Here is a 17,156-nt window from a genome sequence, read left to right as displayed (position 1 = left end):
GCCCCGGCGTCCTTTTGCGGGAGGGCAATGGAATGGGACTGTTCCTGAACTGGCTGAAGCTGCACGCCACCGCCAGGCGGCCGCCCCGGACGGCCGGTCACGACTATCACGCGGCGCGATGTGAACAGGAACTTGCGATGGCCCGCACCGCGCGGTCGTCGGCCGCGGCGGACGCGCATCGCAAGCTGGCCGCCGCGCATCGATCGGCGTCTTAGCGGGAACGGGGCGGCAGCGTGGGCGACCGATGATCCCTAGACCGGATCGTCGTCGCCCGCGGCCGGCACATCCGTCCGGACGACAAGCTGCGACCGGGGCGTCGTATCGACCTGCAGGGTGAACACATCCGGCCGCGAATAATGGCCGGCGACGTCGAGGTCGTAGCGTCCGCGCACCACGTCGTCGAGGTCGACCGTCGCGGCCAGCACCCCTTCGCGACCGTGCAGCGGACCGGCGACGACCTCGCCCATCGGGTTCACGATGATGCTGCCGCCCTTGATCCGCTCGGTCGCCGGGTCTTCGCCGGCAAAGGCAGCATAGTCGTCCGGCGCATCGGCGCGGGTCATGTACTGGCACGCGCTGAGCATGAACATCCGCCCTTCATAGGCGATATGGCGCATCGACGCCTGCCAGATATCGCGTTCGTCCACGGTCGGCGCACACCATAGCTCGATGCCGCGCGCATACATCGCCTGCCGCAAGGGCGGCATGTAATTCTCCCAGCAGATCGCCGCGCCGATCCTGCCGACCGGCGTGTCCAGCACCGGAAGGGTCGATCCATCGCCCTGACCCCAGACCAGCCGTTCGCTGGCGGTCGGCATCAGCTTGCGATGCTTGCCGATCAGCGCCCCGTCCGGACCGAAGAAGAGCGCGGTGCAGTAGAGCGTCGTGCCGTCGCGTTCGATGACGCCGGTGACCAGATGGGCCTTCATGTCGGCCGCAAATCCGCCGATCGTGCGGACTTCCGGCCCGTCCATGTCGATCGCCGCGCGCCAGTAGCGTAGATAATCCTCGCGCCCCTGCGGCGTACGCGTGCCGACCCGGGCGCCGAAGTCGAGGCCCTTGGGATAGCCGCCGATATAGGCCTCCGGAAACACCGCGAGTTCGACGCCTTCGCCCTTGGCGGCGTCGCAATGCGCGGCCATCCGCTCCAGCGTGCGGGGGGTATCGAACAGGGTCGTTCCGGCCTGGACGACGGCGACGCGATGTTGGCGCATGCTGAGCTCCTTTGATGATGGCACCAATTTGACGCGGTCCACCGCATCGTTCAAACCGCATATCGCGATGCAGATTATCGGTCTCAACGATACCGCGCGGGTGGATTACAACCTGGTCACCGCGTTCCTGGCCATCTGGCGCGAACGCAGCGTGTCGCGTGCCGCCGCGCACCTGAACCTCAGCCAGTCCGCGGTGAGCGGATCGCTCGCCCGGTTGCGGCGGATGGTCGACGATCCGCTGTTCGTGCGCAGTCGTGACGGAATGCAGCCCACCCCCAGAGCGATCGAGATCGCGCCATCGCTCGAAGCGGCGCTGGCGCAGATGCACGATGCCTTGTCGCCGCAGCGGGCGTTCGCGCCGGCCGAGCTGGCGCGCGCGGTGACGATCGGCATGTCGGACGACTTCATGCTCGCCTGCGGGCCGGCGCTGCTGCACCGGGTCGCGGTCGCCGCGCCGCGTGCGTCGATCATCATCCGCCAGTGCAACCGCCAGACCATCGAGGACGATCTGGAATCCGGCCGGATCGAGCTGGCAATGGTCGCAAGCCCCGCCCGTCGCAGCCGGACGACCCGGCAGCTGGAAATCGGCACATCGGGCTATCGCTGCCTGGTCGATCCCGCGTGGGTCGACGTGCTGCACCCGATGACGCTCGACGCCTATGTCGGCCTGCCGCATGTCCTCGTCTCCTATTCCGGCCGATCGGGGGCGGTCGATCAGGCACTGGCGGCGATCGGGCGCACGCGCCATGTCGCCGCGGCGCTGACGCAATTCGCGGCATTGCCGTCCTTCCTGCTCGGATCGGCGCGGGTGGCGACGCTGCCGTCGCATGCCGCGCTTGCGCTGTGCCGTCACGCCCCGCTGCACAGTTTCGACCCGCCGATGGCGATGGAGCGCTATCCGGTAGCGCTGCTGTGGCGACGCGACCGGGACGCCGACCCGACCAGCGGCTGGCTGCGGGAGTTGCTGCGCGACGCCTGGCGGGAGGGCGGTGCGGAGCCGGCCGACGCGCGCTAGGCGGCTACCGGTTGCCGCGGTCGGCCATCGTGGGATGCGTTGCATCGGACCGGAGGTGGGGCAGGTAGTCGGCGGCTGGCGGATGCCATATCCATCGGAAATGGGTGCAACTGTCCTTCCCCACGGGCCCGAACCCCGCGCGACGGTACAATGCCTGCGCCCGGACATTGTCGCGGGCTACGTCCAGCAGGATCGCGGCACGCGCCGGAATGGCTTCGTCCATCAGACGGTTCAGTACGATCCGGCCGATGCCGTGGCCCTGCGCTTCGGCGACCAGAGCGAGGTCGACGACCAGCCAATGGCGGGCGTCACGAACCAGGCATATCCGGCCGACCGCCATCCCGTCGTACAGGATCATGCGTCGATCGGCGTCCGGATGCACCGTCGCGATATGATGTTCCTGCAATCGGTGCTGCTGGTCGAGCAGTTGGGCGAGCAACGCCGATGGCAGGTCGACGCCGGGCGGTGCACGCCAGTGGCCGGCATGGGCGTGGCGAATCACGGAAGTATCGGTGGCGCATTCGTGGCGGAAACGGATCCTGTCCGGTCGTATCTCTGCCCGGTCCTTCTTGCCCCATTCAGCCTGATCGTCGATGGTGGTCATGGAGAGGGGACCCGCTATGCATTTGATGACGCCCGAAGATTTTCTGCCGTGGGTCGGCAGGACGGTGAAGGTGAACACCCTGCCGCAATCGGTCGAGGTGCGGTTGGACCGCGTGGAGACGTCGCCGCGCCTGCCCGCCGGTCTCGACTTCCGGCAGCCCTTTTCGCTGGTCTTCGAAGCGCCGCTGAACGTCGTGTTGCTCGACCTTGCCTACGAATTCGATTGCGGGCGCGGCGGGCCGTACAGCATTTTCATCAGCCAGCGTCCGCCCCTGCGCGATCGTCGCATCTATCAGGCGGTATTCAACTGATTGGCAAATAGCCGGCACCCCGTCCCGCGGGACAGGATGCCGGCCGCTTGCTCAATCGCGTGGGGGGTAGAGGCCCTGAAGGCAGATGACCGCATTCATCGCCAGATAGGGCTGCATCAGCGACATGGGCTGGCTTGCACCGGCGATGCCGGTCGTACCTGCCGGGTTTCCGGCCAGGTTAACCGTCGTGGTGCCCGATCCTGCCGGAACATAGATCGCCGCGCCGCTGACGTTGGGATCGATCAGGTTGCCCAGACGGGCACCCGCGCTGGCGGTGGTGGTGCTGTCATCCACGGTATTGTCGGTGACAACGGCCATGCCGGGCTGCTCCGGAACGGCGTGGACGTGCGCGGGCATTTGCGTGGTAAGGATGGTGGTCTGCTCAGTGCCGCCCGTCTCACCTGCCTGATAGTTATGGCTGATTCCCGGCGCCTGGCCCGTGCCGACGGGAACGCGCCCGCCCAGATGGGGCAGCCCGAAGGTGCTGGTGCCATTGCCGCCATAGGTGTTGCCCAGCAGGGCGTAGACGGCATTATATTGCGCGATGCCGAGAATCTGCCCCTGGCATAGCGACCAGCCATAGGGGGCATAGCTGCCGGCGGTGAACATCACGTATCCGATGTAAGCTTCCATATCCGCTCCCTTTCGCGCGCCGCTGGTGCTTTCTTGGCGCGTCCGCCGATATTGTTGACTGCGCGAGACAGGAACACAAATCCATATCCGATCTATCGCGTAAGTATTCGGTATTATAGGATAGGCAGGATTGCTTGGTATAATATCCAGTTAATTTTGTATTTCTGAAGTGTAGCATTTTTGAAACCGGTATGTACCACACAGGATGCTGAGACCTTTATTTTGTAAAAGCCGATGATTCCTTAGCTATAACATTGACTCCGCCGGAAATTTGGCGTCGGGTGCGACGTCCATTGCCGAATGGCGATGTTCTCAGGGGCAAGCCGGGGGGCTATAGACCATGTTTGGCGCGTTTATTCGTGCGCTCGGCCGTGTCGTGAAGACCGGCGTCACTGTCGATACGGCGCCGGGAGTCGCTTTGTCGTCGGACCAATTTGCGTCGGATAAGACGGATGTCGCGTCGCGCGCCTCGCGTCGTATCGTGCGACCGGCGATCGCCCTGTCGGCGCTTGCCATCGCGGCGATGCCCTGCGCGGCGGCTGCCGAGAGCGCGGCGTGCACGGCCATCAATAACGGCGAATTGAACTACTCCGCCAATTTCAGTTCGACGGCTGCACCCAATCCTTCGGGGCGCGCCAAAGGCGTTTCCGCCACGGCCTCGGGAATCCGGTCGTCTGCTTATACGGCAGCGGGGGTCGCCTTTCCCGCCAGCTACAACGGCTTCAGTCCGACGCTTTACGATTTCGACGAGGGCGAGGTCATTCGGATGACCGTGCGGACCGATGCTCCGACGCAGCTGGCATCGACGAATGGTTTTACGGCATATCTGTATGTGTCGAACGCGAATACGGGCGCTTTTACGAACCAGTCCGCCAACATCAATGCGGTTGGCACAGCGACGCTGACCGTGACCACCACGGCCACGAGCAATGCGGTGCTTGCCCGGATCGGACGCGCGGGCACCAACGATCTCGGTGCCTTCACCGTATCCGCCACCTGTGTCGGCACGCCGCCCCCCGCGATCTCGGGCATCACGCCGACCTCCGGGCCGGCGGCCGGTGGAACCTCGGTCACCATCAACGGCAGCAACTTCACCGGCGTCGATCAGGTGCGGTTCGACACCACCCTCGTCTCGGTCACGCCGGCATCGGACACGCAGATCGTCGCCACCGCGCCCGCGCATGCGGCGGGCACGGTCGGCATCGCCGTCGTCAAGAACGGAACCGCCTCGGCGACCTTCACCGGCTATACCTATATCGCGGCACCGGCCGTGACGGCGGTCGCGCCCGCTTCGGGAGGAGCGGGAGGCGGCAACAGCGTGACCCTGACCGGCACCGGCTTCACGAACGCGACCGCCGTCAGTTTCGGCGGCAGCCCGGCGTCGAGCTATACCGTCAACAGCGCGACGCAGATCACCGCGACCGCGCCCGCCGGTTCGGGCACCGTCAATGTGACGGTCACCACGCCGGGCGGCACATCGGCGACCGGGTCGGGCAACCAGTATCGCTATGTCGCCGCACCGACGATCAGCGCGATCTCGCCGACCGGCGGGTCGAGCGGGGGTGGCACGCCGGTGACGATCACCGGCACCGACTTCGTCAGCGGCAACAGCTATAGCGCCAGCTTCGGCGCGACGACGGTCCCGGCAACCTATGCCAGCGCCACGACGCTGACCGCGACCACGCCGGCGGGGGCCGGCACCGTGGCGGTCGGCGTGACCGACACCACCGCCGGCCAGGCGAGCACGGGCAGCGTCAGCTACAGCTTCGCCGCGCCGACCGTGACCGCGCTGAGCGTCACCTCCGGCCCGGCCAATACGGCGCGCAACGTGGTGATCACCGGCACCAATTTCACCCCGGCCGCGACCGTGTCGATCGGCGGCACCGCCGCGACGGGCGTCACCTACACCAATGCGAACCAGCTCAGCGCGACGCTGCCCGCCAAGGCGGCGGGCACCTATGACGTGCAGGTCACCACCGGCAGCGTGACGAGCGCGGCCGGCCCGGGCACGCAATACAGCTATATCGCGGCGCCCACCATCACCGGTGCGACGCCGGGTTCGGGGACGACCGCCGGTGGCACCAGCGTGACGATCACCGGCACCGCGCTGACGGGGGCGAGCGCGGTGACCTTCGGCGGCAATGCGGCGACCAGCTTCGTGGTCACCGGCGATACGCAGATTACGGCGGTAACCCCGGCGGGCGCCGCGGGTGCGACGTCGATCGCGGTCACCACGCCGGGCGGCACCGCCACGCTGGCGAACGGCTATAGCTATGTCGTGCTCAACCCGCCCGCGGTGACCACGCAGCCGGCTGGCCAGACGGTCGCGGTCGGCGCGACGGCCAGCTTCACCGCTGGCGCCTCGGGCAGTCCGTCGCCCAGCGTCCAGTGGCAGGTGTCGAGCGACAGCGGCGCCAGCTTCACCAACATCGCCGGCGCGACCGCCGCCACCTATACCACCCCCGCGACGATAGCGGGCGACAATGGCCGCCAGTACCGTGCGGTCTTCACCAACAGCCAGGGCAGCGCGACCAGCAGCGCCGCGACCCTGACCGTCATCCAGGCGCCGACCGCCAACGCGCAGAGCGTGACCGCCACCTTCAACACCGCGACCGCCGTGACGCTGACGGGCAGCGACCCGAACACGCCGGCCCGGACGCTGACCTATGCTATTATCGGCAGCCCGCCGGCGCATGGCACGCTGAGCGGTACCTTGCCCAACCTCACTTATACGCCGTCCGCCAATTATATCGGGGCGGACAGCTTCACCTTCACCGTCTCCAACGGTCTCGCGACCTCCAGCGCCGCGACGGTGACGATCACCGTGGCGGGGCCGCCTGCGCCGGCCGCGCCTGTGCTGACCAGCCCGGCCAACGGATCGACGCTCAATACGGCGACACCGGTCGTGACCGGCGTCACCGCGGGCGGCACGACCGTCCAGATCTTCATCGACGGCACGCTTAACGGTAACGCGACCGTTTCGGGCGGCAATTTCAGCTACCCCGTGGTGAGCGCGCTGGGCCAGGGATCGCACAGCGTCTATGCGGTCGCCTCGGCATCGGGGGTGGCGTCGCCGGCCTCGAGCAGCAATGTCTTCATCATCGACACGGTCGCGCCCGCCACGCCGGTCATCACCGCGCCCGCCAATGGCGCGACGCTGGCCAACCGGCGGCCGGCGATCACCGGCACGGCGGAGAGCAATGCCAGCCTTACGATCCGGATCAACGGGGCGGCGGCCGGCACGACCCCCGCGACGGCGGGCGGCACGTACAGCTATGCGCCAGCGGTCGATCTGCCGCTGGGGGCCAATACGGTGTCGGTCACCGCGACCGACGCGGCGGGCAATGTCTCGCCGAACGCGACCAACAGCTTCACCATCGTCGCGCTTCCCACGGTCAGCGGCGTGACCCCGGCCGAGGGCGGTACGGCGGGCGGCACGACGATCACCGTCATCGGCACCAACTTCACCAGCGGCAGCACCGTCACGGTCGGCGGTACGCCCGCGACCGGCGTGACGATCGCCAGCGCGACCAGCCTGACGGCGATCACCCCGGCGGGCAGCGCCGGCCCCGCGACGGTGCAGGTCACCAATGCCGCCGGCGCCGGCACCACGACCGGCAGCTTCACCTATGTCGGCGCACCGACCGCGAGCGCGCAAGCCGTGTCGACCGCGTTTCAGACCGCGCGCAGCATCACCCTGGCGGGCACCGATTCCAACACGCCCGCGCGCACGCTGAGCTATGCGATCACCGCCGCGCCGGCCCGGGGTACGCTCAGCGGCACCGCGCCGAACCTGACCTATACGCCGGCCGCCGGCGCGCGCGGCACCGACAGCTTCACCTACACCGCCAGCAACGGGGTGAGCACCTCCGCGCCCGCGACGGTGACCGTGACGATCGGTGACCCGACGCTGACCATCGCCGCGCCGCCCGCGAGCGGGACGGTGGGCACGGCCTATACCGCCACGCTCAGCACGACGGGCGGCACCGCGCCCTATCGCTATGCGGTGACGGCGGGCGCCTTGCCCACCGGACTGACGCTGGCGGCCGACGGCACGCTGGCGGGCACGCCGACCAGCGCGGGGGCGTTTGCCTTCACCGTTACCGCCGAGGACTCGACCGGCGGCAATCCGCCGGTGGCCCAGTCGCAGGCCTTCACCATCACGATCGGGCGGGGGGCGCAGACCGTGCGCTTCACCTCGACCCCGCCCGCCGGCGCGATCGTCGGCGGTACCTATCTGGTCGCCGCGACCGCCAGCTCGGGGCTGACCCCGGCGATCGCCATCGATGCCGCCTCGCGCGCCATCTGCTCGATCACGGGCAACAGCGTGCGCTTCGACCAGGTCGGCACCTGCGTCGTCACCGCCAGCCAGGCGGGCGACACCAGCTTCGACCCCGCCACCCCGGTGCAGCAGAGCATCGCCATCGGCGCGCCGACCATCGCGCTCAGCCCCGCCACCCTGCCCACGCCGCAGGTCGGCATCGCCTATAGCCAGCGCCTCACCGCCAGCGGCGGCACCGCGCCTTATGGCTTCGCGGTGACGGCGGGCGCGCTGCCCACCGGGCTGACGCTGGCGAGCGACGGCACGCTGTCGGGCACGCCGAGCGCGGCCGGGAGCTTCACCTATACGATCACCGCGACCGACAGCGCGAGCGGCAGCGGCGCGCCCTTTGCCGGCCAGGCCAGCTATACGACCAGCGTCCAGCCGCCGGTGCTGACGCTGTCGCCCGCCGCGAACACGGCCACCGCGACCGCGCTGCCCGCCGCGACCGGCGGGACGGCGTACAGCCAGACCATCACCACCAGCGGCGGCATCGCGCCGTACGGCTATAGCGTCGTCGGCGGGGCGCTGCCGCCCGGGCTGACGCTGGCGAGCGGCGGGGTGATCTCGGGCACGCCGAGCGCGGCGGGGACGTTCACCGTCCGCCTCCGCGCGACCGACAGCGCAACTACGCCGTTCGGCGTCGAGGGGCTCTACGCCATCACCGTCGCCGCGCCGGCCATCGTCGTGACCCCGGCGACCCTGCCGTCCGCGACCGTCGGCCAAGCCTATGACCAGACCGTCACCGCCAGCGGTGCCGGGACCAGCTACAGCTATGCGGTCACCGCGGGCGCGCTGCCCCCCGGCGTCACGCTGGCCAGCGACGGCCGCCTGACGGGGACGCCGGGGGCGGGGGGCAGCTTCGCCTTCACGCTCACCGCGACAAACGCGGCGGGCTTCACGGGCGCGCGCGCCTATACGCTGAGCGTCACCGCCCCCACGCTGGCGCTCTCGCCCGCGAGCCTGCCGGCGGGAACGTCGGGCGTGACGTATAGCGCGACGCTGTCGACCTCGGGCGGGATCGCGCCGTACGGCTATGCGGTGACCGCCGGCGCATTGCCGGCGGGCGTGACCCTGTCGAGCAGCGGTGTGTTGGCGGGGACGCCGACGCAATCGGGGAGTTTCACCTTCAGCGTCACCGCGACCGACAGTTCGACGGGCTCGGGGCCGTACAGCGCGACGCGCAGCTACACCCTGGTGATCGGCGCGCCGGCGCTGACGCTGGCGCCGTCAACGCTGGCCAACGCGACGGTGGGTGCGGCGTATAGTCAGGCGCTGACCGCGAATGGCGGAACGGCACCGTACAGCTATGCCGTCACGGCGGGCGCGCTGCCGGCGGGGGTGACGCTTGGCACCAATGGTACGCTGAGCGGTACGCCGACCGCTGGTGGCAGCTACAGCTTCACCGTCACCGCGGCGGACGCGACCACGAGCGGCAATGGCGGGCCTTACACGGCCGCGCGCAGCTATACCCTGACGGTCGCGACCGCGACGGTGGCGTTGTCGCCGGCGAACTTGCCTGCGGGTGTGTCGGGAGCGGCGTATAGCGAGACGCTGTCGGCGACCGGTGGCACCGCGCCCTACAGCTATGTGGTCACCGCAGGCGCGTTGCCGACGGGGGTGACCTTGGCGAGCAATGGCACGCTGGCGGGTACGCCGACGCAGTCGGGCAGCTTCACGTTCAGCATCACCGCGACCGACAGTTCGACAGGGTCGGGTCCGTATAGCGCGACGCGCAGTTATACGCTGGTGATCGCAGTTCCGGCGCTGACGCTGGCCCCAACGACGCTCACCAATGCGACGGTGGGTGCGGCCTATAGTCAGGCGCTGACCGCGAGTGGCGGGACCGCGCCCTATAGCTATGCCGTCACGGCCGGTGCGCTACCGGCAGGCGTGACGCTTGGTACCAACGGTACGCTGAGCGGCACGCCAACCGCTGGTGGCAGCTACAGCTTCACGGTTACAGCAACCGATGCGACCACGCGTGCCAATGGCGGGCCCTACACCGCCGCACGCAACTACACGCTGACCGTCGCGGTCGCGACGGTGGCGCTGAGCCCGGCCAATCTGCCGGCGGGAACGTCTGGCGCTGCGTATAGCGAAACGCCGTCGGCGACTGGTGGCACCGCGCCATACAGCTATACCCTGACCGCCGGCGCCTTGCCGGCGGGTGTGACGCTGTCGAGCAGCGGGTCGCTTTCGGGGACGCCGACGCAGTCGGGTAGCTTCACCTTCAGCATCACCGCAACCGACAGTTCAACCGGTTCGGGGCCGTACAGCGCGACGCGTAGCTACACGCTCAGCATCGCGGCGCCTGCGCTGGCGCTGGCACCGGCGTCACTGGCCAATGCGACGGTGGGGGCGGCCTATAGCCAGGTACTCACCGCGAGCGGCGGGACCGCGCCCTATAGCTATGCCGTGACGGCGGGTGCGCTGCCGGCGGGCGTCACGCTTGGTACCAACGGCACGCTGAGCGGCACGCCCACCGCCGGCGGCAGCTACAGCTTCACCGTCACGGCGACCGACGCGACAGCGACTGGCAATGGTGGGCCTTATACGGCGAGCCGCAGCTATACGCTGAGTGTCGCGACCGCGACGGTGGCCTTTGGTCAGGCGAGCTTGCCGGCGGGTGTGTCGGGCAAGGCCTTTAGCGAGACGCTGTCTGCCACCGGTGGCACCGCGCCTTACAGCTATGTGGTCACCGCTGGCGCACTGCCGGTGGGCGTTACCTTGGCGAGCAACGGCACGCTGGCGGGGACGCCGACGCAGTCGGGCAGCTTTACCTTCAGCATCACCGCGACCGACAGCTCGACCGGCTCGGGTCCGTACAGCGCGACGCGCAGCTATACGCTCAGCATCGCGGCACCGGCGTTGGCGCTCGATCCGGCGACATTGGCCAATGCGACGGTGGGGGCGGCCTATAGTCAGGCGCTCACCGCGAGCGGCGGGACCGCGCCCTATAGCTATGCCGTCACGGCCGGTGCGCTACCGGCAGGGGTGACGCTTGGCACCAACGGTACGCTGAGCGGAACGCCCACCGCCGGCGGCAGCTATAGCTTTACCGTCACCGCGACCGACGCGACAGCGACTGGCAATGGTGGGCCTTATATGGCGAGCCGCAGCTATATGCTGAGTGTCGCGACCGCGACGGTGGCCTTTAGTCAGGCGAGCCTGCCGGCGGGCGTGTCGGGCACGGCCTTTAGCGAGACACTGTCGGCGATCGGTGGCACCGCGCCTTACAGCTATGCCGTGACGGGGGGGACCTTACCGGTGGGCGTCACCTTGGCGAGCAACGGCACGCTGGCGGGGACGCCAACGCAGTCGGGGAGCTTTACCTTCAGCATCACCGCGATCGACAGCTCGACCGGTTCGGGGCCGTATAGCGCGACGCGCAGCTATACGCTCAGCATCGCGGCACCGGCGTTGGCGCTCGATCCGGCGACATTGGCCAATGCGACGGTGGGGGCGGCCTATAGTCAGGCGCTCACCGCGAGCGGTGGGACGGCGCCCTATAGCTATGCCGTGACGGCGGGTGCGCTGCCGGCGGGCGTCACGCTCGGCACCAACGGCACGCTTAGCGGTACGCCGACCGCCGGTGGCAGCTATGGCTTCACCGTGACCGCGACGGATGCGACGGCGAGCGGCAATGGCGGGCCTTATACCGCCGCGCGCGGCTATACCCTGTTCGTGGCGGGCGCGAGAGTGGCGGTCGGGCCGGCGAGCCTGCCCGATGGACGCTATGAGGCGGCCTATAGCCAGACGCTCACCGCATCGGGCGGCACCGCGCCCTATCGCTATGCGGTCACCGACGGCGCGTTGCCGGCGGGGTGACGCTGGCGGCCGATGGCACGCTGAGCGGAACGCCGAGCGCGTTCGGGCGCTTCGCCTTCACCATGACCGCGACCGACAGCTCGACGGGGGCGGGGCCGTATAGCGGGGCCAAGGCCTATAGCCTGGTCATCGCCGCACCCGACGTGCCGGTCGCGGCCAATGTCAGCCTGGCGGTCGGTTACAATGCGGCGGCCACGGTGGTTCCGCTGAAGGTGAGCGGCGGTGCGGCGACCGGTGTCGCCATCGCCACCGCGCCCGCGCACGGCACCGCGACGGTCAACGGCACCGCGATCAGCTATACGCCGGCGGCCGGCTATGCCGGGGCCGACAGCTTCACCTATACCGCGTCGAATGCGGGCGGCGCCTCGGCCCCCGCGACGGTCAGCATCACCGTCGCGCAGCCGAGCCTGGCGCTCACCCCGGCGACGCTGCCGGCGGGCCAGGAGGATGTCGCCTATAGCCAACAACTGAGCACCAGCGGCGGCACCGCGCCCTATGCTTATGCGGTCACCGCCGGGCGGCTGCCGGCCGGGGTGACGCTGTCGACGGGCGGGTTGCTGGCGGGCACGCCGCAGGAGAGCGGGCGCTATACGGTCACCGTCACCGCGACCGACAGCTCGTCGGGCATTGGCCCCTTCACGGCGGCCAATGCCTATACGCTGGAGATCGCGCTGCCCGCCCCGCCGGTCGCTCGGCCGGGTTCCGCCGCGACCGGCGCCGCCACCACGGCGCAGAACGGCGCGGTGGCGATCGACCTGTCGGCGCTGGTCACCGGCGACTATCGCCAGATCCGCATCACCACCCAGCCGCAGCACGGCACGGTGTCGATCGACGGCGGCCAGCAGGGTGTGGCCGAGACGAGCCCGCGCATCACGCCACCGTCGCAGGGTCTGGTCGCTGCCGCCCGCCCGCAGGCCGCGACCGGGTCGAGCCCGCGCATCACCGCCACTTACACCCCCGAGCCGGGCTATATCGGCGAGGACGGCTTCGGCTATGTCGCGATCGGCGACGGCGGGACCTCGAACGAGGCGCGCATCGCGGTGACGGTGACCGGCAGCGCCCCCATCGCGCCCGCGGTCAAGGCCGGCGTCGCCAACGGCCAGACGCAGATCGTCGACCTGACCGGGACCGCGATCGGCGGTCCGTTCGTCGGCGCCGCCATCCTGTCGGTCACGCCGGCCGAGGGCGTCGAGGCGACGCTGGTCGAGAGCGGCAGCGTCGGCGACCGCCGCTATCAGCTGCGCATCACCCCGCGCGGCCGGTTCAGCGGCACCGCAACCGTCCGCTACACGCTGACCAACGCCTATGGCACCTCCGCCCCGGCCGTGGTCAGCATCAGCGTCGTCCAGCGCGCCGACCCGTCGCAGGACGCGACCGTCACCGGCATCTCGGCCGCGCAGGCTGAGGCGACGCGCCGCTTCGCACAGGCCCAGCTCGACAATTTCCAGCGCCGCAACGAGCAGCTGCACAATGGCGGCGCGGGCAGCATGGCCCGGCCGATGGGGATCAGCATCGCGGGCGGCAACAGCTTCGGCGGGCGCGATCCCGATCCGGCGTCGAGCGCGCTCGACGTGGCGATGCTGAAGTCGGAACATGCGACCGAGGTGATGGGGCGCGAGCGGGCGGCGGGGATCATCGCCATCGACGGCGACGGCCGCACGATGCCGGTCGCCGGCCTGGCGGCCGCACGCAGCGAACGGGGTCGGATGCTGCCGGGCGACCGTGCCGCCCCCGCAGGCGCGGACACGAACGATGCGATCGAAGGAACCGGCCGCCCGGTCGGATCGACCGCGCTCTGGTCGGGCGGGGCGATCCTGCTTGGTACGCAGGATGCGACGCGTGGTCGTGGCAAGCTGACCGTCTCCAGCGGCGGGCTCAGCAGCGGCGCCGACGTGAAGCTGTCCGAAACGCTGACGGTGGGCGTCGGCGGCGGCTATGGCGGCGAGCGGACCGAGGTCGGCCGCAACCAGGGTCGCGTCGACAGCAGCAGCTGGATGGGCGCGATCTATGGCAGCCTCGCCCCGGCCGATGGCCTGTTCCTTGACGGCGTCGCCGGCGCGGGGCGGCTGGCGTTCGATACGGTCCGAACCGTGACCGGCGGCAATGCTGTGGCGCGCGGCCATCGCAGCGGGACGATGCTCTTCGGTTCGCTGACCGGCGGCTTCGACCGGACCCGCGATACCCACGCCCTGTCGGCCTATGGCCGGGTCGACCTGCTGTCGGCCGATCTGAACCGCTACACCGAAACCGGAGTCGGCACCGCCAACCTGGTGTTCGACCGTCGCAACCTGACCTCGCTGTCCGGCGTGCTGGGCCTGCGCGGATCGTTCGTCACCGGGCGTTTCGTCCCGCGCCTGCGGGCGGAATGGCGGCACGAGTTCAGGAACGGCGGCGTCCAGGCGCTTGATTATGCCGATCTCGGCGGGTTCACCTATGCCATTCGCGGCGACGACTGGACCCGCGACAATGTCTCGGTCGAGCTTGGCACCGACTATGTCTTCGACAATGGCTGGCGCATCGGGCTGGGGCTAAGCGGTTCGCTGGGACAGGGCAGCCGCTACGCGACCGAGACGATCACGATCCGCAAGCAGTTCTGACCGGTCGGGATCGGGGGGTACGCCACGACGCATGGCGTACCCCCGGTCATCGATCGCTCCGGTCGCTAATCGTGGCGCAAGGCCCAGGCCGGCGCCGCCCGGCTGGCGCGGATCGCCTGTGCCAGTACCGTCAGGACCGCGATGGCGAGTGCGAGCAGCCCCGCTCCGACGAAGTACAGCAGCGACAAGGCGATCCGGTCCGCAAACCCCGCCAGCCACGCCCGCATCGCCAGATAGGCCAACGGCCACGCGATGACGTTGGCGATCAGGACCGGGCGCAGGAACTGGCCGAACAGCAGCCGGACGATGTCGCCCGACGACGCGCCCAGCGTCTTGCGAATGCCGATCTCGCGCGTCCTGCGCGCGGTGTTGAACGCGGCCAGTCCCCACAGGCCGATACAGGCGATGGCCACGGCCAGTCCGCCGCCGATCGCGAACAATCGCATGGCTTGTTCGTCGGCGCGGTAGAATTCTGCCAGCCGATCCTCGGCGGTCTGTGCGACAAAGGGCACGTCGGGGATCAACCGCCGCCACGTCGCCCGAACCCGGTCAAGCATCGCCGCCGGATCGCCGGTGAAGCGGATCGCGGCCACCGGCTTGGCCACGCCATCGCGGTTATACTGATAATAGGTCGCTTGGTCGGCGATCCGCGGCGTGAAGAATCGCAGCGTGTCGATCACCCCGACGATCGTGCGCGGCATGGCGCCGTCCACCGTCCGGCCGACCGCGTCGGCAGGCGAGCGGAACCCCAGCGCGGCCACCGCCGCACGGTTGAGGACGATGTTGCGCCCCTGCGGCCATCGGGTCCAGTCGCTCGCATCGTCGGAACGGTGGGCGTCGTCGAAGAACCGCCCGGCCAGCAGAGTCGGGCTGTAGGTCCGGAAGAATCCGGGCCCCACATTCTGCGCCATCACCGTCACCCCCGGGCCGGCATCGGCCGGCATCGCGATGATATCGACATTGGTCTCGCCATCGCCACCCGCGCCGGTGCCGCCTTCACCCACCGCTACCACCCCCGGCAATTGCCGGAATGCCGCCAGCACCGGACGCGCGCGATCGGCAAAGATCCGCTTGTCGGCCAGCGACGGTACCACCAGCAGCCCGTCCCGACGAAAGCCGAGATCGGCCTGTCGCAGATGTGCGACCTGCACCGACACGACGGCCGTACCGATGATGAACGCGATCGCCATCCCGAACTGGACGATCACCAACGCCTCGCGCAGTCGGTTGCCGACGCGTCCGCCACCAGGACTGTGCGCGGCGGCCAGCACGGCGGCAGCGGGAAAGCGCGAGAGCAGCAGCGCGGGATACAGCCCGGCCAGCACCCCGATCACCAGCACCAGCACGATCAGGACCGGCACCACCAGTGCATAGGGAAAGGCGAGCGTCAGCCCGCCGGCTGCGTTCAACAGCGGCAGGCTCAGTTCGGCCAGCACCAGCCCGGCAAAAGCCGCGATCGCCACCGTCACCATCGCTTCGCCCAGAAACTGCCGGACCAGCGTAGCGCGGTCCGCGCCCAGCACCTTGCGCATCGCCACTTCGCGGGCGCGCAAGCCGGCACGGGCGGTGGCGAGGTTTACATAATTGACGACCGCGATCAGCAGCGTCAGCACCCCGACGATTCCGAGCGCCACGACGGTCAGCCGCCGCCCGCCGCTCTCCGCGCCCGGCGGTTCCAGGTGCATTCGCGTGATCGGCAGCAGCGACAACGCGATGACCTTGTCCGGCGTCGGCCCCAGATCCTGTTTCGCGCGTCGCCGGACGAACGCGGGCAGCTTCGCCGCAAACGCCCAGGCGTCGGCCGTATCGGCGAAGCGCAGATAGGTGCCGACATCCGCCGTACCCCATCGATACCAGGTCCATTGCGCGGGCGGCGGGGTACGCGGGATGGGTATCACGACCGACAGCTTCATGTCGCTATTGGCCGGCAGGTCGTCGAAAACGCCGACGACATGATAGCGCTCAGGCGCATCGACCGCGATGGTCAGCGTCTGGCCGATCGGGTCGCCATCGCCGAACAGCCGCTGTGCCTGACGGCGGCTGACCAGCGCGGCGGTCGGGTCGGACAGCGCGTCGCCGCCGCGCCCCTGGACGATCGGCAGGGCGAAGATGTCCAGAAAGGTAGGATCGACTTGCGCGACATCGGCACGGATAGCCTCGCCGTCGCGTAGGATCGTGCCGCCATCCGTGCCGCCACGAATGCGCGTGCCGACGACCCCCGGAAAATCCTGCCGCATCTGTTCCAGCATCCCGGCCATCGTACCGGGATAGGCACCGTTCAGCGGACTGCCCGGCAGATGCAGTTCGGTCTGGACCAGATAGATTTCGTCATGGTGCGGCAGCCATGTCTCGAAACTGGTTTCGAACCGGACGTAGAGCGCCAACACGCAGAACACCGCGATGCCGAGCGCCAGCCCGCCGATATTGAGGGTCGCGTACAGCTTGTGACGGACCAGCGAACGGTAGAGCGAAACCCAGGCGGAGCCGTTCATTCCTCGCCCTCCGTCATGGCGTGTCGGCCCCGGTGCCCGCCGATCCGGGCGGTTGCGTCTGTTGCATCTTCGGTCATCATGGACCCGGTTATCACTGTCCAGCTCCGGAAATGCCAAGTCGTTATGAATGAACCGCTTT

The 17,156-nt window shown here is 69.2% G+C and carries 9 protein-coding genes; 5 read left to right on the top strand and 4 right to left on the bottom strand.

What is annotated here, in order from left to right:
* Positions 1-32 precede the first annotated feature (32 nt).
* Entirely contained in the window at positions 33-215 is a 183-nt protein-coding gene (locus CA237_RS09660) for a hypothetical protein (RefSeq protein WP_066691637.1), read from the top strand.
* Positions 216-251: 36 nt separating this feature from the next.
* Here CA237_RS09660 and CA237_RS09655 read toward each other — a convergent pair whose 3' ends face one another.
* Positions 252-1,214: a carbon-nitrogen hydrolase family protein gene (locus CA237_RS09655; protein WP_066691635.1), complete on the bottom strand. Its 963-nt coding sequence runs from the start codon at positions 1,212-1,214 to the stop codon at positions 252-254.
* Positions 1,215-1,242: 28 nt separating this feature from the next.
* Between CA237_RS09655 and CA237_RS09650 the strand changes: the two genes are divergently transcribed.
* Positions 1,243-2,229 carry a LysR family transcriptional regulator gene (locus CA237_RS09650; RefSeq protein ID WP_198158582.1) on the top strand — a complete coding sequence of 329 codons (987 nt, stop codon included), beginning with the start codon at positions 1,243-1,245 and terminating at the stop codon, positions 2,227-2,229.
* 4 nt (positions 2,230-2,233) lie between these two features.
* On the opposite strand, the gene CA237_RS09645 is transcribed toward CA237_RS09650, so the two are convergent.
* Positions 2,234-2,911: a GNAT family N-acetyltransferase gene (locus CA237_RS09645; protein WP_232308009.1), complete on the bottom strand. Its 678-nt coding sequence runs from the start codon at positions 2,909-2,911 to the stop codon at positions 2,234-2,236.
* On the opposite strand from CA237_RS09645, the gene CA237_RS09640 reads away from it, so the two are divergent.
* A complete protein-coding gene (locus CA237_RS09640) occupies positions 2,904-3,143 on the top strand; it encodes a hypothetical protein (protein ID WP_232308008.1) in 240 nt (79 codons plus the stop codon). The two genes, CA237_RS09645 and CA237_RS09640, sit on opposite strands and share 8 nt — an antisense overlap.
* Before the next feature lie 51 nt (positions 3,144-3,194).
* Here the strand turns inward: CA237_RS09640 and CA237_RS09635 are convergent, their stop codons facing one another.
* Positions 3,195-3,776, bottom strand: coding sequence for a tail fiber protein (locus CA237_RS09635; RefSeq protein WP_066691628.1), 582 nt, complete (start codon positions 3,774-3,776; stop codon positions 3,195-3,197).
* Positions 3,777-4,116: 340 nt separating this feature from the next.
* On the opposite strand from CA237_RS09635, the gene CA237_RS09630 reads away from it, so the two are divergent.
* A complete protein-coding gene (locus CA237_RS09630; protein WP_126013923.1) occupies positions 4,117-11,928 on the top strand; it encodes a putative Ig domain-containing protein in 7,812 nt (2,603 codons plus the stop codon).
* Complete coding sequence (locus CA237_RS09625; RefSeq protein ID WP_126013921.1) at positions 11,925-14,525, top strand: autotransporter domain-containing protein; 2,601 nt, start codon at positions 11,925-11,927, stop codon at positions 14,523-14,525. Before CA237_RS09630 ends, CA237_RS09625 begins: the two co-directional genes overlap by 4 nt.
* 65 nt (positions 14,526-14,590) lie before the next feature.
* Here the strand turns inward: CA237_RS09625 and CA237_RS09620 are convergent, their stop codons facing one another.
* On the bottom strand, positions 14,591-17,017 hold the full coding sequence (locus tag CA237_RS09620; protein WP_126013919.1) for an ABC transporter permease: 2,427 nt from the start codon (positions 17,015-17,017) through the stop codon (positions 14,591-14,593).
* Between the last annotated feature and the right edge of the window lie 139 nt (positions 17,018-17,156).

The organism is Sphingomonas sp. ABOLH, from assembly GCF_003951715.1.
Taxonomy (GTDB): domain Bacteria; phylum Pseudomonadota; class Alphaproteobacteria; order Sphingomonadales; family Sphingomonadaceae; genus Sphingomonas; species Sphingomonas hankookensis_A.
Note: the sequence above shows the minus strand (reverse complement) of the source record. Positions and strands in the feature narration are given on the sequence as shown.